Genomic DNA, 22,411 nt, shown 5'->3' on the forward strand with positions numbered 1-22,411 from the left:
CAGCGCCTGATCAGGTGGCTAAGTAAAATTGCGCATAAGTGTGCATTAAAGCGTAATCACTGTCCATGTGAATCCCAAATTTTCCGGCATTAAGCCGCTGTTTGGCGAAGTTTGCGGCCAGTTTTGTCGCTGAGTGGTTAATAAGTAATCGCCTGCGGGGTGCAATCGCCGCTACAGGCGTTGATTGAAGGAGCGTAGTGAGCGTTCCGGCTATTCGTTGACCGGTGCCGGGAAATTCGCCATAGTGCAACGCATCATGAACCTCGCTCCCATGGCGTTACAACCCTGGCAGAAAGCGGGGTGGCGGGTGTTTGCACTGCAGCGAATTTATAAGGTCCGGCATGCCGAGGTATGCCGAACCGAAAAAGGAAGAGGGACGCACGTGTTGGATGGTCTGCAACGTATCTGGTTCAAACTCTGGGATCCACTATGGAACCGTCTTGCGGGAGGCAAGGTGGCGAAGGGGTTGGCGGGGCTGATACTGCTCTATCTGCTGGTGGCGACAGGGTTCGGTGTTTACTGGAGTTTCGAACCCTCCCGCGTCGATATGGTTGAGCTGGCGAAGCAGCAGGCAGAGGCGGGCGGCCAGCAGCCGGTGGTGGGCTACTACACCAGCGAAGCGCTGATCCATGTCACCGAAACACTGCTCGACAAACCCGGCGGCTATCTCAGCAACGACCGTCTGCCGCCGGGGATCTGGCTCGATAATATTCCCAACTGGGAGTTCGGGGTGCTGGTCCAGGCACGCGACATGGCGCGTGCACTGCGCAAAACCTTCAGTCGCTCCCAGTCGCAATCCACGGAAGATCCGGATCTTGCCAAGGCCGAGCCGCTGCTGCATTTCGATTCCAACAGCTGGATCCTGCCCGATAGCGAAGGCGAGTATCGCAAGGCGATCAAGGCGTTGCGTGCCTACCAGGCGAGCCTTTCCGAAACCGGTGAAGAGTCGGCACAGTTTTATGCCCGGGCCGATAATCTGCGCGACTGGCTGGGGGATGTGTCCACCCGCTTGGGCAGTCTGTCACAACGGCTCAGTGCCAGCGTCGGCCAACGCCGTTTGAACACCGATCTGGCCGGTAGTCCCGGGGCGGCGCAGTCCACCCAAACCGCCCATGAGTCGGAGATCCAGACACCCTGGATGGAGATCGACGATGTTTTCTACGAAGCGCGTGGCACCGCCTGGGCGCTGATCCACCTGCTCGAAGCGGTCGAAGTCGATTTTGCCCCGACGCTGGAGAAGAAGAATGCTCGCGTCAGCGTCGACCAGATCATCCGCGAGCTGGAGGCAACCCAGGCCACGATCTGGAGCCCGATGATTCTCAACGGTACCGAGTTTGGATTTCTGGCCAACCATTCGCTGGTGATGGCCTCCTATATATCACGCGCCAACGCCGCGATTATCGACCTGCGTGAACTGCTGTCGCAGGGTTGAGGTCGGGAGTCGGATTGGTGCCACCGTGCACGAGTAGAGGAGTGCAACGATGCGTCGAGTCGTGTTCAATCAGAAAGGCGGTGTAGGCAAGTCGAGCATTGCGGTCAATCTGGCGGCGATCAGTGCGGCGCGGGGCAAGCGCACACTGGTGGTGGATCTGGATCCGCAATGCAACTCGACCCACTATCTGCTCGGTGACGAGGCAAACTCGCCGGACACCGATATCCGCGACTTCTTCGAGTCGACGCTGAGCTTTCAGCTCAAGCCCGCCGATCCGCAGCGCTATGTGCACCAGACCCCATTCGACAACCTGTGGCTGATCCCCTCCCATCCCGATCTCGGCGATCTGCAGTCGAAACTGGAGTCCAAACACAAGATCTACAAGCTGCGCGAGGCGCTGGACACGCTGCTTGAATCGTACGATGCGATCTACATCGATACGCCACCGGCGTTCAACTTCTTCACCCTGTCGGCGCTCTGTGCCGCCGAGCGTTGCCTGATCCCGTTCGATTGCGACGACTTTGCCCGCCAGGCGCTGTACAGCCTGCTCAACAACGTGCAGGAGACCCGGGCCGACCATAACGAGGCGCTGACGGTGGAAGGGATAGTGGTAAACCAATATCAACCGCGTGCATCACTGCCGCAGAAGATCGTGGCGGAGTTGCTGGCGGAGTCGCTGCCGGTGCTGAACACGCGCATTCCCGCGTCGGTGAAGATGAAGGAATCTCATACAGCGGCACGACCGCTGATCCAGCTGGCGCCGAAGCACCGACTGACGATGGAGTTTGTGAATCTCTACGAGGAGCTGCACCCGGAGTGAGCGGGTGCAGTTGCGCAGTGTCTGCTGATTCTGGTGGATCAGCGGGGCAGGCGGCGTGAGGCCGGCGCCTTGCGCCGCAGACTCATGAGCCAGATGGCCAATGCCGTTGCCGATACTGCCAGGATGACGATCTCCGTCATGCTCGACCTGTCGTTGGTTGGGGAAAAATCATTCTAACCGGGTTAGCAACTGGGGAAGCTGAAAATTATTGCCAGTTGCACGCCTCGGCGGCCACCCTTTACATCCCCTTGACCGCGAAGATACCCGGTGCGTTACGCCAGTAGCCCTGATAATCCATGCCGTAGCCGAAGATATAGCGATCTTCGACCTCCAGTCCGACAAACTCGGCCTTCAGGTCGGGACGTGCTTTTCGGTCATGCCGCTTGTTGACCAATACGGCACTCTGCACGCTGGAAGCACCGCCCTGTCGACAGTGGTCGATGATGGCGGCCAGGGTATGCCCCTCATCCAGAATATCGTCGATGATCAGTACCGGACGCCCCTTGAACTCCACCATCGGCGGCACCTTCCACTCCAGTTCATGGCCCGAGGTGGTGTTGCGATAACGGGTGGCATGCAGGTAGCTGGCCTCCAGCGGAAAGTTGAGCCGGGTCAGCAGCTGGCCGGCGATCACCAGGCCACCGTTCATCACCGTGAACACCACCGGGTTGGCATCGATCAGCTGCTCGGTGATCTCCTGCGCCATGCGCTCCATTGCCGCCTCAACCTCGGCCTGGCTGAACAGCAGATCCGACTCGATATAGACCCGCTTGATATGTTCGAGATCAACGCTGCTCATCTATGTGCCCCTTCTTTCAGTGCTGCTTGGCGGCTGGCCGCTGAGATAAAAGGGCAAAACGATAATGCGCTTTGGAGGTTTGGGCAACTCTATTACGCAACGTCCTGCGTAAGGCTTAGGCAAAGCCGCTGATGACAGGCGGGGCGGCTTTGGTTAGTCTTTCGTCTAATTTTTGATAGAACGGTCAATTTCCCGGTGTCGTGCCGGGCCTGAGAGGGGTTTGGTCATGAGCGTGCATGAGATTCGCCACCCGTTGGTGCGCCATAAACTGGGGCTGATGCGCTCCGTCAACAAGAGTACCCGCAGCTTCAGGCAGCTGGCCGCCGAAGTGGGCTGCTTGCTGACCTACGAGGCAACCAAGGATTTCGAACTCGAAGAGTATGAGGTCGAGGGCTGGTGCGGCCCGATCCAGGCCGAGCGTATAAAAGGCAAGAAGATCACCGTGGTACCGATTCTGCGCGCCGGACTCGGGATGCTGGATGGTGTGCTGGAGCTGGTACCCAGTGCCAAGATCTCCGTGGTTGGGCTCTACCGCAATGAGGAGACGCTGGAGCCGGTGGCCTATTTCGAGAAGCTGGCCAATGATATCGAGGAGCGTATGTCCTTGATCGTCGATCCGATGCTGGCCACCGGTGGCTCGATGATCGCCACCATCGACATGCTCAAGAAAGCCGGTTGTACCAGTATCCGCGCACTGGTGCTGGTGGCGGCCCCGGAGGGGATCGAGAAGGTGCAGGCGGCACACCCGGATGTGGATATCTTCACCGCCTCTATCGACTCCCATCTCAACGAGAAGGGCTACATCATTCCCGGGCTCGGCGATGCCGGTGACAAGATTTTTGGAACCAAGTAGGTAACAACGGATGAACGACTTGAACCTGATGGCGAATAGTGGCGCGCGCAGCTGGCGCACGATCCTGGCCGGTGCACAGATGCTGTTCGTGGCCTTTGGAGCACTGGTGTTGATGCCGTTGTTGACCGGGCTTGATCCCAGCGTTGCGCTGTTTACCGCCGGTATCGGTACCCTGCTGTTTCATCTGGTGACCGGGCTGAAAGTGCCGATCTTCCTGGCCTCCTCCTTCGTATTCATCGCGCCGATCAGCTACGCGACGCAAACCTGGGGCGTGCCTGCCACCATGGGCGCGCTGATGGCGGCGGGGCTGGTGTACATGCTGCTGGCACTGGTGGTCAAGCTGCGCGGACCGGGCATTATCCACCGCATCATGCCGCCGGTGGTTACCGGCCCGGTGATCATGATCATCGGTTTGGGGTTGGCACCGATTGCCGTCAACATGGCGATGGGCAAGAGCGGCGATGGTTCCATCGAGCTGTTCCCCTATCTGGATGCGCTGCTGGTATCGATGGTGGCGCTGGTGACGACGCTGCTGGTCTCGGTGTTTGCCAACGGCATCTTCCGTTTGCTGCCGATACTCTCGGGTGTGTTCGTCGGTTACCTGGTGGCGCTGTTCACCGGCATGGTGGATCTGAGCCAGGTACAGGCGGCACCACTGGTGGCGATACCGGCATTCGTGACACCGGAGTTCAACTGGCAGGCGATCCTGTTCATGATTCCGGTGGCGATCGCGCCGGCGATCGAGCATGTCGGCGATATCATAGCCATCGGCAACGTGACCGGACGCGACTATATCCGCAAACCGGGCCTGCAGCGCACGCTGTTCGGCGATGGCCTGGCCACCAGCGCGGCGGCGCTGTTCGGTGGGCCGCCCAATACCACCTATTCCGAGGTGACCGGCGCGGTGATGCTGACCAAGGCATTTAATCCGGTGGTGATGCTCTGGGCGGCCGGATTCGCCATTCTGCTCGCCTTCGTCTCCAAGTTCGGTTTGCTGCTGCAGACGATTCCGGCGCCGGTGATGGGCGGTATCCTGATCCTGCTGTTCGGCTCGATCGCTTCGGTGGGGCTCAATACCCTGATCAAGGCCAAGGTCGACCTGGCCAAGCAGCGCAACCTGGTGATCGTCGCCACCACGCTGGTGTTCGGCATCGGTGGCATGGCGATAGGCTCGGGAGATCTGAATCTGCAGGGCGTCAGCCTGTGCGGCATCGTGGCGATTGTGCTTAACCTGGTGCTACCGGGGGCGGATCCCGTCGCGAACGATCTGCATGAGGAGGATGAAGTGGTCGAGGATATGATCGAACACAGCCGGTAACCAGCGATCAACGTCGCCACTATCCGAAAGCGTGTGTCCCCGTGTCGGCATTATCCGAGCGATCCGTCACGGGACGAGTACCGCCAGGGCAATACGTTGGGCCTTCACACCGCGCCAAACTCAAAGGTTCAGGCTTGCAGTAACCGCCGTTGCAGCAATGCCTGCATATCGCGGCGACCGTCGGCAATCACCATGACATAAACATTATCGATCATGACCCGGTAAATGATGCGGTAGGGCTTGAAAAGAATCTCACGGTACTCGCGAAGTCCGATGGCCAACAGCTCCTGCGGATAGGCTCCTCGTTCCGGATTTTCAGAGAGCCTCGAGAGGGCATTCTCTATTTGATCGAGAACGTAATCCGCCTTTCCCGGTGCGTCGTGAGACTCGATATAGTCGTACAACTCTTCCAGGTCGCGGGATGCATCGTTGGTCAGCAATACCTGGAACGCCATCAGCAATCCTTTCGCCGATCTCGTAGCCTCTGGACAACATCACCGGAGGGCTGAACCTTGCCTTCCTCGATCTGCCGCGTGCCGAGCGCCAGGATCTTCAGAAGAGCCAGGGTTTCCTGAGTTTGTTCATAGCTTTCGATATCCTGTATTACAACCTTGGCTTCCCCATTCTGAGTGATGACCAAGGGCTCGCCTTTCCCCGACAGGTTACGCACGATCTCTGCGGCATGGGCCTTCAGGTAACTGATCGGTTTGATCTGACTCGATAGTTTCATAGCCACTCTCCTTTTGTGACCAAATTTAGTCCGAAAACAGGTCTGTCGTCAATCCGAAGCTCTGTACAAGGATGCCGAGGCACAAGCGAGTCACGTCATAACGCGCCGGGTTAACCGGGTTTACGACTTCAACTTGCCCTACCTTTTTACCCTCATTGCGGCCGCGACGGTCAAGGCAGGGCCGCAACGTCCGAACCTGCTCTTATCGAAGCACGATGTTGTACAGCGCGGATCGATACAGTTCCGATTTGGTTATCGGTCCGTTGTAGCCAAATGAGCGAATCTCGGTTTCCCTGGCTTTGGCATCGTCAGCCTGTAATCGTGGATCCAGAACTACCTCTTCAAACAGCGTGTCGGGGTTTATCTCGATAGGGAGAAGGAGGGAATTATCATGATCATCCCCGGGCTCGACAAAGATGAGTCGCACTTCGCGCTCATGATCAACGGGTTCGCGCTTGATCAACAGAGAACGTGCGTGGCCGATACCGCCTGCGAAAGCCTTTAACTGCACTTACATGTTGTGCGGCGATATCCTGTGCCATGTATTCAACCTGCCCAAGGAAACACGCATCCAAAGGGTCTATCGGGCTTGCATCCCACGGCGCGGCGAGTAGCTTGCGAGCCGTCGTTCGAACCTTGATCCCTTCCAGGTCAACTGTCTGGTTCCGGCCTGTATCGGGAGCTTTATCCACGTGCCGTCCTGCCTGTAGGTGATACCGCACCCGATAAGGAAATTTTCGAATGGGTCATCCCATAGCCGTGGGGCCACAAGAGCGAGCGATCTTTTCTGTACAGCCCGGCGGAAGCGGGTACTGCTGGAGGCTTCCGGTTTCGGGCCGCCACTCACCCCGGCTGTCGGCTACGGCTCCAACTGTCGGCTTCCTGCGGTGGCAGGGTGTCCAGGTTGGCAACGGCATAGAGCTTGGCCTGTTTGAGCGCCTGTTGATCGTCCATATTCTGCGAGAGCAGCTGCTCCTGATAGGTTTTCGGCGTGACACCGAGGTACTTCTTGAACACCCGGCAAAAATAGGAGTGGTCACGGTAGCCGACGGTCAGGGCCACATCGAGGATCTGCAGGTCGGGGTTCTCCCGAAATGTTGTTCTGCCCCCTTTTTCGCCTTTTTCGTAACGTCTCAGGTTGCGATCTTGCGGTAAAGAGCATCCGGAGCCAAGTCCGCATCATTGGGCCAGCACACCGCGCCGAATTCATCGACTCGCGCCAGGGCAAAGAACTCGGGATCTTTCAGTGGCTCGAACATGGGGCCGAACAATCGGTCGGCGATGGATATCTCCCCCTGGGTGCCATCTTCGAAGGCCAAGGCCAAAGTGTAACCTGGTTTTGTTTGTACGCTTGTAACTCTATGCATCGGGTTTACTCCAGAGGTTCGATCTTTCGGAGAGGCTGATGCTGTTCGGCCAGTTCCCAGTCTGTAAGAAGTGCTTGGCGGTGCTCCACGGCCCATTCGATGACCAGCGCTTTTGCCCGTTTGGGAAGGAATCCTTCGAGAACCTCCAGAGTCTCTATCGAGAACTGTGCCTCATGTTCACCGTAATAGGCATGGAAGTGTGGCGGGTTATGGTCGTCGTAATACATACGGATCAGGATACCGAAGAACTCGCTGATGGTTGGCACGCCCCACCTCTCCTCTGCTTAAGCCGATATCAATAATAAACAATGAGCCATGATGTCAATGGTGTTGCAGAAGCTCAACCCAAAATAGGGCTTGGTCCTGCCCCTCCGGCCACGTCTCCCACGGCGCGGCGAGTAGCTTGCGAGCCGTCGTTCGAACCTTGATCCCTTCCAGGTCAACTGTCTGGTTCCGGCCTGTATCGGGAGCTTTATCCACGTGCCGTCCTGTCTGTAGGTGATACCGCACCCGATAAGGAAATTTTCGAATGGGTCATCCCAGAGCCGTGGGGCCACAAGAGCGAGCGATCTTTTCTGTACAGCCTGGCGGAAGCGGGTACTGCTGGAGGCTTCCGGTTTCGGGCCGCCACTCACCCCGGCCGTCGGCTACGGCTCCAACTGTCGGCTTCCTGCGGTGGCAGGGTGTCCAGGTTGGCAACGGCATAGAGCTTGGCCTGTTTGAGCGTCTGCTGTTCGTCCATATTCTGGGAGAGCAGCTGCTCCTGATAGGTTTTCGGCGTGACACCGAGGTACTTCTTGAACACCCGGCAGAAGTAGGAGTGGTCGCGGTAGCCGACGGTCAGGGCTACATCGAGTATCTGCAGGTCGGGATTCTCCAGCAGCCGGGTGGCCTCCTTCATGCGCAGTTGTTGCAGCATCTCCTGGAAGGTGACGTCATAGGCTTTTTTAAACATGCGGCTGAACTGCAGTGGACGCATATTGCAGAACCTGGCCAACTGTTCTTCGGTAATGTGCTCCCCCAGATGCAGCTGCATATAGGACAGCGCCGGATGCACCGCCCGGGTTTCCAGGCTGCTGCCGTGAAAACGTGACTCCTCTGGTAGCCTCAGCATAGGGCTGGCTGCAGTCAAGGCTGTGGGATCCTGGGCGGCCTCCTCTATGCAACGGGAGATGGCGCCGATCTGGTACTCCGCCGCCGAGCGCGCCATCGGCTTGAGCAGTATCTCCCACACCCTGACCCTCAACGCCCAGACCATCAGCGACTCGGAGTGCTGCTCGGTCATCATGATGATCGGCAGCAGCGGGTGCCGTTCATGCAGCTCACGCATCAGTGTCAAGCCATGCATATCGGGGTAGTCAAAGTCGAAACAGATGGCGCAAGGTGTAATACGCCGATGATCAAAAACGGGGTTGTGAGGATCCAGATTCTCGATTTGAAACGCTGCCCTGAACAGCTCCAGCAGGGTAGCAGAGCGCTCCGAGCTGCGCAGATCGATCCACAGAACCGGAGACTTGCAACGCTGAGACATGACGAACGATCCCCCTACTTTTTATTGCCAATACTCTGCAGTGGGTCCCTCCAGTCGTTACATCCCTGATGGACAGCTTTCAGTGTAGTTAAGGTTTCGTAACGCCAGGGCGCGTTTAATCGTCATTCTTTTCATACAGAACAGGCTTAAACGCAATTTGAACTCATCAAGGGAGGAGGTTGTAACACCCGAGTTACAGCCCCATCAAAATAGTTCTACTTTTCCCGCAAGATAGTCCCAGCGCCCTTTCCCCCCCCTGCCTATAGTCAACCACGTACCGGGTGACGAGCCGCTGTGAAGCGATCGATCCGGGATATTCGGCCTGTAGAGGCTTAATCAACGAGGGCGGAACAATGAACGTAATCACTCGGAAAATGGTGGACTTCTTTAAGGAGGAAGAGGGGTTGACGACGGTGGAGTATGCGATTGCGGGCAGTCTGGTGGCTGCTGCGGTGATTGTTGCATTCACAGATCTTGGATGTGAAGTCGGCGAAGTTATTCAGGCAATTGCGGACACCATCGATACTGGTGCTGAAGTTGACCAGGCAGATGCTTGCGGCGTGGCGGCATAATCAGTGGGTAGATAAACGGCAGTAGTAAGGGAGGCAGTATGTTGTCATTTCAAACCTACGACGGCTCGACGCTCCTCCTGCTGCTGATCCTGACATTGGCGGCACTGACGGACTGGCGCCGCCACCGTATCCCCAACTGGCTGACCTACGGTGCATTCACGCTGGGGTTGCTGCTGCAATATCTTTTCCTTCATCTGGATGGAGTGTTTACCGGTCTGAAGGGCGCGGGCACGGGCCTCCTGGTCCTGCTGCCCTTCTACCTGACCGGCGGCATGGGGGCCGGGGATGTCAAGCTGATGGCAGCCATTGGATCGTTCGTCGGTCCGATGGCTGCACTTACCTCAGCCTGTTTTGCCTTGGTGGCGGGCGGTTGTGTTGCTCTGTATCTGATCCTGCGCAGCGGGGAGTTGGCCAGTCTGTACCGCCGATACCTGGTCATGATCACCGCGCGCACGCTGGTGCCGGCGGAGCCCGGCTCGGTGGCCCGCCGCCGCTTTCCTTTCTCTTCGGCGATTGCCGTCGGCACCCTGGCCTACCAGGGGCTGATCGGCAGGTTGGAGTTCTATCACCTGACGACCCAGGTCACCTATCAACTGCAGGCATGGGGCATTCTGTGATGAAAAGTGTAATGGATAATGTAATGAACGGTATAACGGATACCGATTCCGATATCCGCATTTTGCCCGAAGCGGATGGCGAACCCTGCGCAACCTTGTCGAGGCTACGTAACCTGGCGCCGCGACCGCTGACGCTGGATGAAACCGGCCTCAGTCGCCATTTCCTGACCGAACTACTGGTCAAGCATCTGTACGACGCAGGCCTGTTGACCGCCAAACAGCTGATGCAGCGCACGGCGCTGGCCGGGCCGGTACTCGAGGCGCTGATCGAGCATCTGCGCAAGGAGGTGCTGATCGAGGTGCACGGCCAGGGGTTCGACAAGCGCGAGCTCAGCTATAGCCTGACCCAGCGCGGTCGGGATGCCGCGATCGATGCCTATGCGCGCAGCGGCTACCTGGGACCCGCACCGGTGACGATCGAACAGTATCGCACACTGGTTCAGGCGCAAACGGTGCACGGCTGCAAGGTCACCGCCGTGTCGCTGAACCGGTTGTTCGAGCAGGTGGTGCTGCGCGATTCGCTGAAGCAGCAACTGGGCCCGGCGATGAACTCCGGCCGCGCCATCTTTATCTACGGCCCGGCCGGTACCGGCAAGACCTATATCACCCAGAAGCTGACCGGGCTGTTCGACGACAGCTGCCTGATCCCCTACGCGATCTCGGTGAACGAGCAGGTGGTGTCGCTGTTCGACCCGCTGCTGCACCAGCCGATCGAGGAGTCGATCCATACGCCGAGCCTGCTGTTCGAGCAGGGCTACGACCCGCGCTTCGTCAACTGCCGCCGCCCGCGGCTGGTGACCGGCGGCGAGCTGGGCATGGATATGCTGGAGATCCACTTCAACCCGGTGACCAAGGAGTACCAGGCGCCGCTGCAGCTGAAGGCGAACAACGGCATCTTTATCATCGACGATATGGGGCGCCAGCGCGCCACGCCGATGGAGATCTTCAACCGCTGGATCGTGCCGATGGAGGAGAAACAGGACTACCTGACGCTGGGTGCGGGACGCCATTTCCAGACCCCGTTCGATCAGATCCTGGTGTTCTCCTCCAACATCAACCCGCTGGAGCTGGCCGACGAGGCGTTCCTGCGCCGTATCGGCTACAAGGTCTATTTCGGTTACCTGGAGGCGGACGAATACAGCCGGATCTGGCAACAGGTCTGTGCCGAAAAGGGAGTCGATTTCGATCCCGCGCTGCTCGATTTCACGTTGACCCAACTGCACGCACGGCGCGATGTCGCGCTGCGCCCCTGCCACCCCCGCGATCTGCTGGGGATGGCGCAGGACCGCGTGCGCTATCTCGGCGGCGATGCCGCATCACTTGACGCTCAAGCTCTGACCTGGGCCTGGGACAGCTACTTCGTCAGCCTCGACGCTGAAGTGGAGATGTCACCAAGTCCTGATGCCAGGAGGAGGAATGATCATGTTTAAGGGCAGAACCTTTCTGTTGCTGACGCTGTCGGTGCTGTTCGCCGTCGGTGCCGCTATCTATGCCAACTCCTGGCTGCAACAGCAGTTGCCGGGAAACACGGCTGTCGCCGCCGAAGGGCAGCCGGTGGTCTTTGCGGCGATGGATATCCCCTATGGCCAGCCGATCGAGCGGCGCCATCTGAGTATCAAGCTGCTGCCCGCCGATCTGGTGCCGGCCAACAGTATCGCCGACCCCGCCGAGATCGAGGGGATGGTGCCGATACAGGACATCCTCGCCGATGATGTCGTGCGCATGCAGCGCCTGAGCAGTCACCAGGAGGGCACCACCCTGGCGGCACTGATCGATCCGGAAAAGCGGGCCTTTACCGTGCGTGTCAACGATGTGGTCGGGGTTGCGGGCTTCCTGTTGCCGGGCAACCACGTGGATATCATCGCCACCAAGAACGAGGGGCAGAGCGTTCGGGCCAAAACGGTGCTCAAGGATATCAAGGTGTTGGCGGTGGACCAGAAGGCACGTACCGACAAGAACGACCCGATCGTGGTGCGTGCCGTCACTCTGGAACTGACGCCGAAGGACTCGGAGGAGCTGGCCAAGTCACGTGACGAAGGACGGATTCAACTGACGCTGCGTAATCCACTCAGTGAAGACGTAGTGGCGCAGGCGATCGAGCCGGAACCGGTCGAGCAGCCGGCAGTTGCACCTGCCCCGGTCAAGAAAAAGCAGACAAGCACATACAGCGCACCACCGTCCGTGATCGTGATCAAGGGCGTGGAGTGGGAGCGCCAAAGGGTTCCGATGTAGTCCTGGTGCAGAGCCTCGAATCGGAAAGGCGAGTAAGGAGAATTGATAATGGCTAAGCATACAGAACCCAAAAGAGCCGCAGCGCAGGCGAGGGAATTCTGGCAGGAGCTACTGCTGCCGGTCACCATCCTGATGCTGCTGATGGCGATACTGGTCAGCCGTGAGGTGAATGCGGCAACCGCCGTTGAAACCGACGCCGATACGATGGTGCAGCACTTCTCGGTGCCGCTTTACAAGTCGAAGGTGGTGCAGTTGAGCGGGCCGGTACACAAGGTATCGATCGGTAACGAGGAGGTGGCCGATATTCTGGTGATGCGCTCCCAGCAGATCTATGTGCTGGGCAAGGGCATAGGCACCACCAACGTGCTGCTCTGGGACAAGAACAATCATCTGACGGCATCGATCGATGTGGAGGTGACGCCGGATATCAACAGCTTGAAAGCGAAGCTCTACGAGATGGCGCCGAACGAGCGGATCAAGGTCAACTCCTCCCAGGGGTCGATCCTGCTCAGTGGCGAGGTCACCAATGTGGGCACCATGGATATGGCGGTGCGCCTGGCGGACAGTTTTCTGCAGAAACCTTCGGAGGAGGGCGCTACCCAGTTGGGTGAGGTGGTTAACCTGCTCAAGGTGGGCGGCTCCCAGCAGGTGATGTTGAAAGTCACGGTGGCCGAGATGTCGCGCAGCGTGATGAAGAGGTTAGGGGTCAAGTTTCATGCCTTGGATACGAGTGACGATCGTTGGCTGGTAGGCGGTAGCAGCGAGCCTGGATCCCTGTCCTATTCGATCGATAACAATCAGTTGACCACCGAAATAGGGAACACGCCACTCGAATTCGCGGCCAAGGGGTTGTTCGCTCAGTATCTGGATGGCGGCTTGCTGTTCCAGCTTGCTTTTGATGCGGCCAAGGAAAACGGCAGCGCCAAGGTGCTGGCCGAGCCGACGCTGACCACCCTGACCGGTCAGGAGGCGGAGTTCCTCTCCGGTGGCGAGTTTCCGATTCCGGTGCCCAACGAAGATGGCATCACCATCGAATTCAAGGAGTTTGGTGTCGGGTTGAAGTTTATCCCGGTTGTGCTGGACTCCGGCACGATCAATTTGAGTCTTAACGTCTCCGTGACCGAGCTGACCGGTTTGAACTCGGTCAACAACACGGTTAATGACAGCACATTCTTCGTGCCTGCGCTGACCAAGCGCAGTGCGCGCTCCACCGTGGAGCTGGGCGATGGTCAGACCATCGGTATCGCCGGCCTGATCAACGAAAGTACCCGCGATGCGGTAAGCAAGTTCCCGGGCCTGGGCGATGTGCCGGTACTGGGTCACCTGTTCCGCAGTCAGAGCTTTGAAAAGGGTGAATCGGAGTTGGTCATTCTTGTGACACCCACCTTGGCCAAACCGTTCAAGAACGAGGGGCTGAAGTTGCCGGGTGATGGCTTTGTCGAGCCCAGTGATGTGGAGTTCTATCTGCTGGGTCGCACCCAGGGGCGGATCGCGCAACAGGACAGCATGATGGCCGAAGATCCGGATTCGGCCGGGGCGGCAGCGGACGAGACCGAGGAAGCGATTGTGGCCGGTCAACCCGGTGAGATCTCCGGCGACGACGGTGCCCGTGTGTTCCCGGTAGCCGATGGCAGCGAGTCGGTCTTTGGCCATAGCATCGAATAGCTTGCCTTGGGCGAGCAATAGATGGAGAGCAGAGTCATGAGCAGGTTTAACTGGAAATATATGGCGCTGGCGGTGGGCTTGTTGTCGGTGCCCGGTTGCAGCGGCTACGGGAATCCGTCGCCGGAACCCATGGGGATGGCCCTGGAGGAGATGCGTCAGGCGCAAACCCATGACGCCTATGCCGCCGACAATCCCAAACCCTTGCTTCTGGATGGCGAGAAAGGGGAGCAGGTGGTCCTGGAATACCGGGGCAAGGCGCAGAGTGCGTCCGGCATCCAGGGCGATATCGAGATCAATATCGGCAACTGAATGGCGCAGTAGCCATGAGCAATTCAGAGTTGGGGCTAGACCCCAACCCCTGAAGGGAGGCGAAGATGAATCGCCCGGCATACAACAGAACGAGAAGGGCGGCGTTCAACGGCGCGACCCGAAAGCGACAGGGCGGTGTGGTCCTGGTGCTGGTGGCCATTGCCATGTTGGCCTTGCTGGCCATAGCGGGAATGGCGCTGGACGGTGGCCACATGCTGCTGAGTAAAACCCGGTTGCAAAACGCGGTGGATGCGGCGGCTCTCAGTGCGGCCCGCACGGTCGCCGATCTCCCGGATACTACCCCCGTGGCGACGATCCATAGTGAAGCCGAGGCTGCCGCGCTGGCCACTTTTCTCAGCAACCTCAGCCTCGATGACAACGGTGAGTTGAACGAAGCTTATGCCAGCAGTGGAACGCCGTTGATCGTTCAGTTCTCGGAGACGCTGAACCCGTTCACGCCCGATGCCAATGCGCTGCCCTACGTGCGGGTCATTGCCCAGGATATGGAGCTCGAGGCCTGGTTGATACAGGTGGTCGGGATGAATGAAAAGCCGGTCAGTGCTACCGCTGTAGCAGGTCCGATCGGGCTCAATGCAACCAACTGCGACCTGCTGCCGATCCTGGCCTGCGGCTGTGATCCGGATGGTCGCACCGCGACACCGGATGATGACTGCGGCCCGGATGATGGCGACTATTTCGGCTATCACGACGACGGAACCAGCGATGTCGCGAGCCTGGCGGATATCAGCGTGATCAAACTGGCCGGCGGCAGCGGTACCGATGTGGGGCCGGGCAATTTCCGCCTGTTGCGCCTGGACGGTACTGGCGGTAACGATCTTCGCGATGCCTTGGCCGGGGTGGCTAATCAATGCACCAGCATCGGCGACGACGAAGCGGCGGATACCGAGCCCGGCAACAAGTCGGGGCCGACGGGGCAGGGGCTGAATACCCGCTTGGGTATTTACCAGGGGCCGGTGGATCCCACCGAAGCGCCGGCTGACGTGGTCAGCTACACCTATATGAATGGCGTTACGCCGGCGGGGCCTACACCCCAGAGTTCCAACCGGCTGGTGCTGGAGGGGATCGACCAGAACAACAGGCCGATCATCAAGCGTGAGGATGGCAGTACCAGTATTGACGGCCTGTTCGATTACCAGGACTACCTGGATGAGTACGCAACCAACTTCCCCGATTGTGCAGGCGAAGGCTGCGGCAGGCGCAAGCTGGTGCTGCCGATTGGCGACTGTACCGGCACCACAACCGGTACCAGTGAAGATGTGCATGTCTACACCGTGGGCTGCTTCTTCCTGATGCAGGATGTGGAGGTGGGTACAGAGGCAGAGGTGTTCGGTCAGTTCTTCTCCGAGTCGGAGGGGTGCGACGCCATCGGTACCTTCACCGATACTCCCAGTGAGGACCCTGTGCCGATCAAGATCGTGCTGTTCCGGGATCCGGACAGGGAGGACTCCTGATGAACAGGTGCAAAGGTTCAGCCAGGCGGCGCCAGCGCGGTTTGGCCGCAGTGGAGATGACGTTGGTGCTGCCGGTGCTGCTGCTGCTGATGCTGGCCACGGCGGAGATCGGCCGCATGCTGTACCAGTACAACACCCTGACCAAAGCGCAGCGCAACGGTGTGCGCCTGCTGGCGACGCAGCTCAACTACGGCCAGCAGTCGAGCCTGGAGGACTGTCCGACACTGGGCGGCACGCTGCCTGATAACCTGATCAACCGGGCGCGCAACCTGATCGTTTATGGCGCCGAGGGTGGCGGTGCCACCCCAATTCTGGACGGTCTGGCCACGGCGAATGTGGGCTTTTGCGAGGTGCCGGCACTGAACGAGATCCAGGTTCATGTCGAGTACGACTTCACGCCGATGCTGTTCAACAGCCTGCCCCGCTTTGGCTCAGGCGCGGATATCAACATCGATTTTCCGCTCGATAGCTCGGTCAGCATGCGCGTGCTGGGGGGGAGTTGAAGCCATGAATATGAGTGTCGGCAAGCAGCGTCAACGGGGCGTCACCACGGTCGAGTTTGCCCTGGTCGGCTCCGTGCTGTTCATTGTCCTGTTCGGCTTGATCGAGTTCGGTCGGCTGCTGTTTACCTGGAACGTGCTGGATGAGGCGACCCGCCGGGCCGCGCGGGTAGCGGTGGTCTGCCCGGTTACCGCGGCGGGCCAGCAGTTCGCGCGGGAGGTCGGGGCCTTCGGTGGCGCGGTACTGCCCGGATTCACCGAGGCCAATATCCTGCTCAGCTACCTGCAGGAGGATGGCCTTACGCCGGCGACGGCGACGGAGAACACCTATTACGTGCGCTCAGCCATTACTGATTATACGCATCAGATGCTGATTCCATTTATCAACATAACCTTGGATGCCGATGCATTCGAGACAACCTTACCGGCGGAGAGTCTGGGTGTGCACCCCACTGCAGCGGGAGCTGCGCCCTGTCCATAGTCGTAACGGGGCGAGCGAGAAGAACCCAGGGTCAGTGAGGAGAGCCCTCAGCCAACGAGGAGAGCCGTCATGATGAAACAGAACCTGCTCTATGAAGTGAAAAAATCGCCGGTTGGCAAGGTTGCCAGCGAGTTCTCGATCCTGATCGCCAGTCGCTCCCCCGATGCCTTGACCGAGCTGAAAACCGCATTGACCCTGCTGCCGGCGGGTATCGATATCAATTGCAGACTGATCAGCAATGGTCACTCGGATCCACTCTATGGCCTTGAACGTCTGCCGGATCTGCTTATCTTCCGCATCGGCGACAGTTGGCAGGCGGAGCTGGAGGCGCTCTGCTCGCGCCCGGCCGATGCCCGGGTGGCGACGCTGGTGGTCAGTTCGCAGAGCGATTCCCAGGCGATGCGGTTGTCGATGAAGGCCGGGGCGAGAGACTTCTTTGCCGAGCCGCTGCAGGAGGGTGAACTGCAACGTGCCGTCGACCAACTGTATCGCGAGACCCTTGACCAGCAGGGGGCACTGAATGCGCATCTGACCGTGGTGATGAACGCCAAGGGCGGTTCCGGTGCCAGTCTTATCGCCACCAACCTGGCCCATCAGATGGCGGCGGGAGGCAGGCGCAAGGTGGTGCTGATCGACCTTGACCTGCAGTTTGGCGCGCTGTCCCACTATCTCGACCTCAATCCCCAGCGCGGTATCAAGCAGGCACTGGAGAACGTGGAGGATCTGGACAGCGTGGCGCTGGAGGGTTATCTGGCCAACCACGTCAGCGGACTCAAGGTGCTCAGCTCGGAGTCCGACCGGTTGATGCTGAACGAGGAGGTATCGAACGATCAGCTGTTGCAGCTGTTCAAACTCTTGGCCAAAGACCATCAGCAACTGGTGGTCGATCTGCCGCGTCAGATCGACCTGACCACGACCACCGTGCTGGAGAGGGCGGACCAGGTGGTACTGGTGCTGCAGCAGGGGATTACCCATCTGCGGGACGCGGCTCGGCTGATCGAGGTTATGCGTCGGGACCTGGATATCCCCGATCACCGCATTCTGGTGGTGCTGAACAGGTACGACAAGTCGGCACCGATCAGTATCGCGGAGGTTTCAAAAGCACTGAAACATCAGCCGATACTGACCATCCCGAACGATTTCAAACATGTCTGCGAGTCATTGAACAACGGCATGCCGCTGCTGCAGATCGCGCGGCGCGCGCCCATTACTCGAGCTCTACATACCTTGAGCGAGCAGGTGGCAGGGGCAGGACCAGCCCCCCGGCCCGGATTGCTGGGCAAACTCCTAGGTCTGGTCAAGGGGGATTAAGTCATGTCGATTCTAGGTAACAGGATCAATAAACTGCGGGTGCCCGAGGCAACAACCCCTGCAGTTGAAGAGGTGGTCGAGCGGGAACGCCCGCCGTTGATGATCGAAACCCTGTCTGCCGCGGAACTGGAGTGCAAGCAGCAGTTGCATCAGGAGCTGCTCAAACGCATGGACCTGTCGTTGATCGACAGCCTGGAAGAGAGGGAGGCGAGGCGGCAGATCGGTGATATCTGTCGCCAGTTGATGGACGAACGGACCGTTCCGTTCAGCACCCAGTCGCGTCAGAAGATCATGAAGCTGATCGAGGACGAGATCATGGGGCTGGGGCCGCTGGAGCCGCTGCTCGATGACACCACCATCTCCGATATTCTGGTCAACGGTTACGACTCGATCTATGTCGAACGTTTCGGCAAATTGGAGCCCTGTCCGGTCAGCTTCAGCAGCAATAACCACCTGATGAACACCATCGACCGCATCGTCTCCAGCGTCGGCCGTCATATCGACGAGTCCTCGCCCATGGTGGATGCACGGCTCAAGGACGGCTCCAGGGTCAACGTGATCATCCCGCCGCTGGCGCTGGATGGACCGCAGATCTCGATCCGTCGTTTCATGGTCGAGTTGCTGTCGATGCAGAACCTGATCGAACTGGGGTCGGTCGAGGAGAAGGTAGCACCGATTCTGGAAGGGATCGTCAAGGCGCGTCTCAATATCCTGATCTCCGGCGGTACCGGCTCGGGCAAGACCACGCTGCTCAACATCCTCTCCGCCTATATCCCCCATGACGAGCGGATCGTCACCATCGAAGACTCGGCGGAGCTGCAGCTGCAACAGCCACACGTGGTGCGCCTGGAAACCCGGCCGCCCAATATCGAGGGGCGCGGCGAGGTGACCCAGCGCGACCTGGTGCGCAACAGTTTGAGGATGCGACCGGACCGGATAGTGCTCGGCGAGGTACGTGGCGGCGAAACCCTGGACATGCTGCAGGCGATGAACACCGGACACGACGGTTCGCTCACCACCATCCATGCCAACAGCGCCCGCGACGCCCTCGGGCGTATCGAGAACATGGTGGCGATGACCGGTATCAGCTTCCCTACGAAGGCCCTGCGTGCACAGATCGCCTCGGCGATCGATGTAGTGTTGCAGGTCACCCGGCTCGAGGATGGCCGACGCAAACTGGTCAGTATCCAGGAGATCAACGGCATGGAGGGTGACATCATCACCATGTCCGAGCTGTTTACCTTCGAGCGCCGCGGTGTCGATGCGAAAGGCAATGTGCTTGGCGAGTTCAAGGCGACCGGTATTGTGCCCGGATTCCATAAACGTCTGGCCCAACGTGGCATCGAGTTGCCCACGTCGCTGTTCGAGCCGGAGTAACAGGAGGGTAGTGCGATGTTTCAACTCGAATCCTTGGAACTGATCGTAATTGTGGCGATGGTGTTCGTGTCGGTGTTCCTGTTGCTGGCGAGTCTGTCGATCCCGGTATTTGGTGAGCAGCGGAAGGTCAGACGGCGACTGCAGCAGCGTATCGGTGAAATTGCGGCCGAAAGCGACCAGCCGCCCATCAGTACCCTGCTACGCGCCCGCTATCTGAAAAAGCTCAACCCGCTGGAGCGGCAACTGGAGTCTATGCCCGGTATGGAATCGCTGGCGCGGTTGATCGAGCAATCCGGTAGCAAGGCGCTGGCTTACCGCGTATTTCTCCTGGCCCTGTTGCTGGGGGGGGGCGGTTTTATGCTTGTGCTGCTGGTGTTGCACCTGCCGCTGGCGGCATTGGTCGCGGGCATGCTGATGTTCCTGCTGCCGTTTCTGCGGCTGATCTATCTGCGCAACAAGCGTATGCACGAGTTCGAGGCACAGTTGCCCGAGGCGATCGATATTATGAAGCGTGCCCTGCTGACCGGACATCCGTTCAGCGAATCGCTCAACCTGGTGGCCGAAGGGCTGGAGGGCCCGGTGTCGCTGGAGTTTGGTATCACCTATTCGGACCTGAGTTATGGTTCGGATCTGCGTCGGGCGATGCTGGGGCTGTTGGCACGGGTGCCGAGCGTGACGTTGATGGCTTTCGTCACCGCCGTCCTGGTGCAAAAGGAGACCGGCGGTAACCTGGCCGAAATCCTGGAGAACATCGGCAGCGTCGTTCGTGGGCGGTTCCGCTTTCAGCGTCGGGTCAAGACCCTGTCGGCCGAAGGTCGACTGTCGGCCTGGATCCTGATGCTGGTGCCATTCGGTCTGTTTGGTCTGATCTACTTTACCACCCCCGGATATCTGGAGGTTCTGGTGAAGTCGGTGGACGGGCATCAGCTGATTGCGATCAGCTTTGTGCTGATGCTGGTCGGTGCTGTTTGGATCAGACGGCTGTTAAGAATCGAGGTGTAGTGTTATGGAGACGTTACTTGAGCTGATCAATCAACAACTTGGAAACGAGCTGTACTCACGATATGTAGTGATTGGACTGGTTGCGGCGGCGGCGCTGGCCTTCGGGCTTAGCCTCACGGTGCTGGTGAGCGGCCTGGCCACGCCCTTTCGTCAACGTGTCCGTATCCTGACCGGACATCCCCGGGACAAGGCTCATGCCGGAGGGGGGCGCAACAAAATGCTGGCGTCGCTTGATCCCATCACCCGTCACCTGTTGCCCGGCAAGGATTGGGACAAGAACCGCCTGCACGCGCAACTGGTGCATGCCGGCTTCAGATCTCCCGGGGCCATGAGCTCGTTGTATGGGTTGAAGGTGCTGCTTGGATTGTCGCTGTTCTGCATCGCGTGGCTGGTGGTCAGTTTCAAGCCAGAGGTGACCGCCGACAAGGTGCTGCTGATCTGTGCGGGAGCCGCCTACATCGGCTATATCCTGCCCAACATGGTGCTCGACCGTCTGGCCAACCGCCGTATACGGGCGATACGCAACGGCTTCCCCGATGCGCTGGACCTGTTGGTGGTCTGCGTCGAGTCCGGTCTTGGCCTGACCGCGGCGCTGCAGCGGGTGGGGCAGGAGTTGGAGGTGAGTCACCCCGAGCTGTCGGAGGAGCTCTATCTGGTCAATGTCGAGATCAGGGCCGGTGTCAATCGCATCGAAGCCTTGCGTGGCATGGCGCAGCGTACCGGTGTCGATGATATCAAGGGGCTTGTTGCACTCCTCGACCAGAGTGTGCGTTTCGGCAGCAGTATCGCCGATACCCTGCGTGTCTATTCCGAGGAGTTCCGTGACAAGCGGATGCAGGCGGCAGAAGAGATGGCGGCCAAGATCGGTACCAAGATGATCTTTCCGCTCACATTCTGCATCTGGCCCGGTTTCTTTGTCGTTGCTGTGGGGCCGGCTATTCTGAGAGTGCTCGAGGTCTTCGGCCGCTAGGCGTCCGAAGGAGCCCATATAAAGAGGGGAATCCATGATGATCCCGCATTTAGGACAGCTCAAGCCTCGCTTGTTGAATGGCCCGGTACTGATTGTCTTCCTGCTGCTGGGCGGTTGTGCCGCAAACCAGGAGCAGAGCAAGGAGGCTGCCAATGAAGCCTTCTATGAGGGTAAACCCATGCTCGCCTTCGCCGGCCTGCCTCAGGCCAGATCGGCCGAGGAGGGGGTACGCATGGGCGACCGGGCGCTGGCGCGCGGCGACAGCGATGAAGCCCTGTATCACTACGTACAGGCTTTGGAGCTGGATGCGAAAAGTGCTGACGCTTACTACCGTATCGGCCAGATCCACTACCGGCGCGATAACGAAAAGCTGGCATCGGTGGCTTTGCGCAGCGCACTGGGTATAAAGCCGGATCATACCGGCGCCTTGACCTCCATGGGGGTGCTGCACCTCAAGCACAACCGTTATAAGGAGGCTCGAGATTATCTCGACCGGGCGCTGGCCAGTGATCGACAGCGCTTTACCGAAGGTGCCGAGCCGTCGTTCGACAGCGACTCGCCAATGGAAGCCTATAACGGCCTGGGGGTGCTGGCAGACCTGAGTGGCGACACGGCGCAGGCGCAACGGCTGTACCAGATCGCGCTGGCGATCAGACCCGATGCGGCGGATGTGCACAACAACCTGGGCTACTCCTACTACCTGGAGTCACGTTGGCAGGAGGCGGAGCGGGAGTTCCGCAAGGCGCTGGATCTGAACAAGAATTACGAGCAGGCGTGGCGCAATCTGGGGTTGGTCTATGCGCGTCAACAGCGCTATCTGTCGGCCCTGCATGCGCTGGAGCGGGTGATGGATACGGCCAAGGCGCACAACGATATCGGCTATATCTGCATGCTGGATGGGCGCTACCAACTGGCTGAGTACTACTTCGAGCAGGCGTTGACGCTGTCGCCGGTGTTCTACCCCAAGGCGAAGGAGAACCTGACCTACGTGCAGCGGATAAAAGAGGCGGCGGCACAGAGCGCTGGCCGTTAGCGGCTGCTAACTGAACAGCT

The 22,411-nt window shown here is 59.2% G+C and carries 26 protein-coding genes; 18 read left to right on the forward strand and 8 right to left on the reverse strand.

The genetic code is table 11. The features are described from left to right. The first annotated feature begins 385 nt into the window (after window positions 1-385). Together KQ940_RS02595 and KQ940_RS02600 are read left to right on the forward strand one after the other, a co-directional pair. Window positions 386-1,432 carry a DUF2333 family protein gene (locus KQ940_RS02595; RefSeq protein WP_246589668.1) on the forward strand — a complete coding sequence of 349 codons (1,047 nt, stop codon included), beginning with the start codon at window positions 386-388 and terminating at the stop codon, window positions 1,430-1,432. 49 nt (window positions 1,433-1,481) lie between these two features. Beyond that, window positions 1,482-2,252, forward strand: a complete 771-nt coding sequence (locus KQ940_RS02600; protein ID WP_217411407.1) for a ParA family protein — start codon at window positions 1,482-1,484, stop codon at window positions 2,250-2,252. 238 nt (window positions 2,253-2,490) lie between these two features. On the opposite strand, the gene KQ940_RS02605 is transcribed toward KQ940_RS02600, so the two are convergent. Continuing rightward, window positions 2,491-3,051 carry a hypoxanthine-guanine phosphoribosyltransferase gene (locus KQ940_RS02605; protein ID WP_217411409.1) on the reverse strand — a complete coding sequence of 187 codons (561 nt, stop codon included), beginning with the start codon at window positions 3,049-3,051 and terminating at the stop codon, window positions 2,491-2,493. A gap of 226 nt (window positions 3,052-3,277) precedes the next feature. Here KQ940_RS02605 and upp point away from each other — a divergent pair, with 226 nt between their 5' ends. Together upp and KQ940_RS02615 are read left to right on the forward strand one after the other, a co-directional pair. Then, complete coding sequence (gene upp / locus KQ940_RS02610; protein WP_217411411.1) at window positions 3,278-3,904, forward strand: uracil phosphoribosyltransferase; 627 nt, start codon at window positions 3,278-3,280, stop codon at window positions 3,902-3,904. Window positions 3,905-3,914: 10 nt separating this feature from the next. Beyond that, window positions 3,915-5,222: a uracil-xanthine permease family protein gene (locus KQ940_RS02615; RefSeq protein WP_246589647.1), complete on the forward strand. Its 1,308-nt coding sequence runs from the start codon at window positions 3,915-3,917 to the stop codon at window positions 5,220-5,222. A 128-nt stretch (window positions 5,223-5,350) separates the two neighbouring features. Here the strand turns inward: KQ940_RS02615 and KQ940_RS02620 are convergent, their stop codons facing one another. The 7 genes from KQ940_RS02620 to KQ940_RS02650 form a co-directional block, all read right to left on the reverse strand. Further along, complete coding sequence (locus tag KQ940_RS02620; RefSeq protein ID WP_217411413.1) at window positions 5,351-5,677, reverse strand: type II toxin-antitoxin system RelE/ParE family toxin; 327 nt, start codon at window positions 5,675-5,677, stop codon at window positions 5,351-5,353. Then, on the reverse strand, window positions 5,677-5,952 hold the full coding sequence (locus tag KQ940_RS02625; RefSeq protein ID WP_217411415.1) for a type II toxin-antitoxin system Phd/YefM family antitoxin: 276 nt from the start codon (window positions 5,950-5,952) through the stop codon (window positions 5,677-5,679). The genes KQ940_RS02620 and KQ940_RS02625 overlap by 1 nt, the downstream gene beginning before the upstream one ends. A 202-nt stretch (window positions 5,953-6,154) precedes the next feature. After that, window positions 6,155-6,463: a hypothetical protein gene (locus KQ940_RS02630; RefSeq protein ID WP_217411417.1), complete on the reverse strand. Its 309-nt coding sequence runs from the start codon at window positions 6,461-6,463 to the stop codon at window positions 6,155-6,157. A gap of 332 nt (window positions 6,464-6,795) precedes the next feature. Next, window positions 6,796-7,089, reverse strand: a complete 294-nt coding sequence (locus KQ940_RS02635; protein WP_281419181.1) for an AraC family transcriptional regulator — start codon at window positions 7,087-7,089, stop codon at window positions 6,796-6,798. Continuing rightward, a complete protein-coding gene (locus tag KQ940_RS02640; protein ID WP_217411421.1) occupies window positions 7,086-7,319 on the reverse strand; it encodes a DUF2442 domain-containing protein in 234 nt (77 codons plus the stop codon). The genes KQ940_RS02635 and KQ940_RS02640 overlap by 4 nt, the downstream gene beginning before the upstream one ends. A 5-nt stretch (window positions 7,320-7,324) precedes the next feature. Beyond that, window positions 7,325-7,585 carry a DUF4160 domain-containing protein gene (locus KQ940_RS02645; RefSeq protein WP_217411423.1) on the reverse strand — a complete coding sequence of 87 codons (261 nt, stop codon included), beginning with the start codon at window positions 7,583-7,585 and terminating at the stop codon, window positions 7,325-7,327. A 365-nt stretch (window positions 7,586-7,950) separates the two neighbouring features. Then, window positions 7,951-8,850: a helix-turn-helix transcriptional regulator gene (locus KQ940_RS02650; protein WP_217411425.1), complete on the reverse strand. Its 900-nt coding sequence runs from the start codon at window positions 8,848-8,850 to the stop codon at window positions 7,951-7,953. Window positions 8,851-9,203: 353 nt separating this feature from the next. Between KQ940_RS02650 and KQ940_RS02655 the strand changes: the two genes are divergently transcribed. The 14 genes from KQ940_RS02655 to KQ940_RS02720 all read left to right on the forward strand — a co-directional run bounded on the left by KQ940_RS02655 (window position 9,204) and on the right by KQ940_RS02720 (window position 22,391). Continuing rightward, window positions 9,204-9,422: a Flp family type IVb pilin gene (locus KQ940_RS02655; protein WP_217411427.1), complete on the forward strand. Its 219-nt coding sequence runs from the start codon at window positions 9,204-9,206 to the stop codon at window positions 9,420-9,422. Window positions 9,423-9,460: 38 nt separating this feature from the next. Further along, complete coding sequence (locus tag KQ940_RS02660; protein WP_217411429.1) at window positions 9,461-10,039, forward strand: A24 family peptidase; 579 nt, start codon at window positions 9,461-9,463, stop codon at window positions 10,037-10,039. A gap of 23 nt (window positions 10,040-10,062) precedes the next feature. Next, on the forward strand, window positions 10,063-11,469 hold the full coding sequence (locus KQ940_RS02665; RefSeq protein ID WP_246589648.1) for an AAA family ATPase: 1,407 nt from the start codon (window positions 10,063-10,065) through the stop codon (window positions 11,467-11,469). Beyond that, window positions 11,462-12,271 carry a Flp pilus assembly protein CpaB gene (cpaB, locus tag KQ940_RS02670; protein WP_217411431.1) on the forward strand — a complete coding sequence of 270 codons (810 nt, stop codon included), beginning with the start codon at window positions 11,462-11,464 and terminating at the stop codon, window positions 12,269-12,271. The genes KQ940_RS02665 and cpaB overlap by 8 nt, the downstream gene beginning before the upstream one ends. Before the next feature lie 48 nt (window positions 12,272-12,319). Then, window positions 12,320-13,936: a type II and III secretion system protein family protein gene (locus KQ940_RS02675; RefSeq protein WP_217411439.1), complete on the forward strand. Its 1,617-nt coding sequence runs from the start codon at window positions 12,320-12,322 to the stop codon at window positions 13,934-13,936. Between the two features lie 36 nt (window positions 13,937-13,972). After that, a complete protein-coding gene (locus KQ940_RS02680; protein WP_217411442.1) occupies window positions 13,973-14,245 on the forward strand; it encodes a hypothetical protein in 273 nt (90 codons plus the stop codon). A 65-nt stretch (window positions 14,246-14,310) separates the two neighbouring features. Continuing rightward, window positions 14,311-15,717 (forward strand): pilus assembly protein TadG-related protein, encoded by a 1,407-nt coding sequence (locus tag KQ940_RS02685; RefSeq protein WP_217411444.1) that lies wholly within the window; start codon window positions 14,311-14,313, stop codon window positions 15,715-15,717. Further along, window positions 15,717-16,220 (forward strand): TadE/TadG family type IV pilus assembly protein, encoded by a 504-nt coding sequence (locus KQ940_RS02690; protein WP_217411446.1) that lies wholly within the window; start codon window positions 15,717-15,719, stop codon window positions 16,218-16,220. The genes KQ940_RS02685 and KQ940_RS02690 overlap by 1 nt, the downstream gene beginning before the upstream one ends. Before the next feature lie 4 nt (window positions 16,221-16,224). Then, on the forward strand, window positions 16,225-16,698 hold the full coding sequence (locus KQ940_RS02695) for a TadE/TadG family type IV pilus assembly protein (RefSeq protein WP_217411448.1): 474 nt from the start codon (window positions 16,225-16,227) through the stop codon (window positions 16,696-16,698). Window positions 16,699-16,767: 69 nt separating this feature from the next. Next, complete coding sequence (locus KQ940_RS02700) at window positions 16,768-18,009, forward strand: CpaE/TadZ family protein (protein ID WP_217411450.1); 1,242 nt, start codon at window positions 16,768-16,770, stop codon at window positions 18,007-18,009. Between the two features lie 3 nt (window positions 18,010-18,012). Continuing rightward, window positions 18,013-19,386: a TadA family conjugal transfer-associated ATPase gene (locus KQ940_RS02705; RefSeq protein WP_217411452.1), complete on the forward strand. Its 1,374-nt coding sequence runs from the start codon at window positions 18,013-18,015 to the stop codon at window positions 19,384-19,386. Between the two features lie 15 nt (window positions 19,387-19,401). Further along, window positions 19,402-20,388, forward strand: coding sequence for a type II secretion system F family protein (locus tag KQ940_RS02710; RefSeq protein WP_217411454.1), 987 nt, complete (start codon window positions 19,402-19,404; stop codon window positions 20,386-20,388). Window positions 20,389-20,392: 4 nt separating this feature from the next. After that, window positions 20,393-21,358, forward strand: coding sequence for a type II secretion system F family protein (locus KQ940_RS02715; protein WP_217411456.1), 966 nt, complete (start codon window positions 20,393-20,395; stop codon window positions 21,356-21,358). 37 nt (window positions 21,359-21,395) lie between these two features. After that, window positions 21,396-22,391 carry a tetratricopeptide repeat protein gene (locus tag KQ940_RS02720; RefSeq protein ID WP_217411458.1) on the forward strand — a complete coding sequence of 332 codons (996 nt, stop codon included), beginning with the start codon at window positions 21,396-21,398 and terminating at the stop codon, window positions 22,389-22,391. Window positions 22,392-22,411 lie beyond the last annotated feature (20 nt).

Source organism: Marinobacterium ramblicola (genome assembly GCF_019084545.1).
GTDB lineage: Bacteria > Pseudomonadota > Gammaproteobacteria > Pseudomonadales > Balneatricaceae > Marinobacterium_D > Marinobacterium_D ramblicola.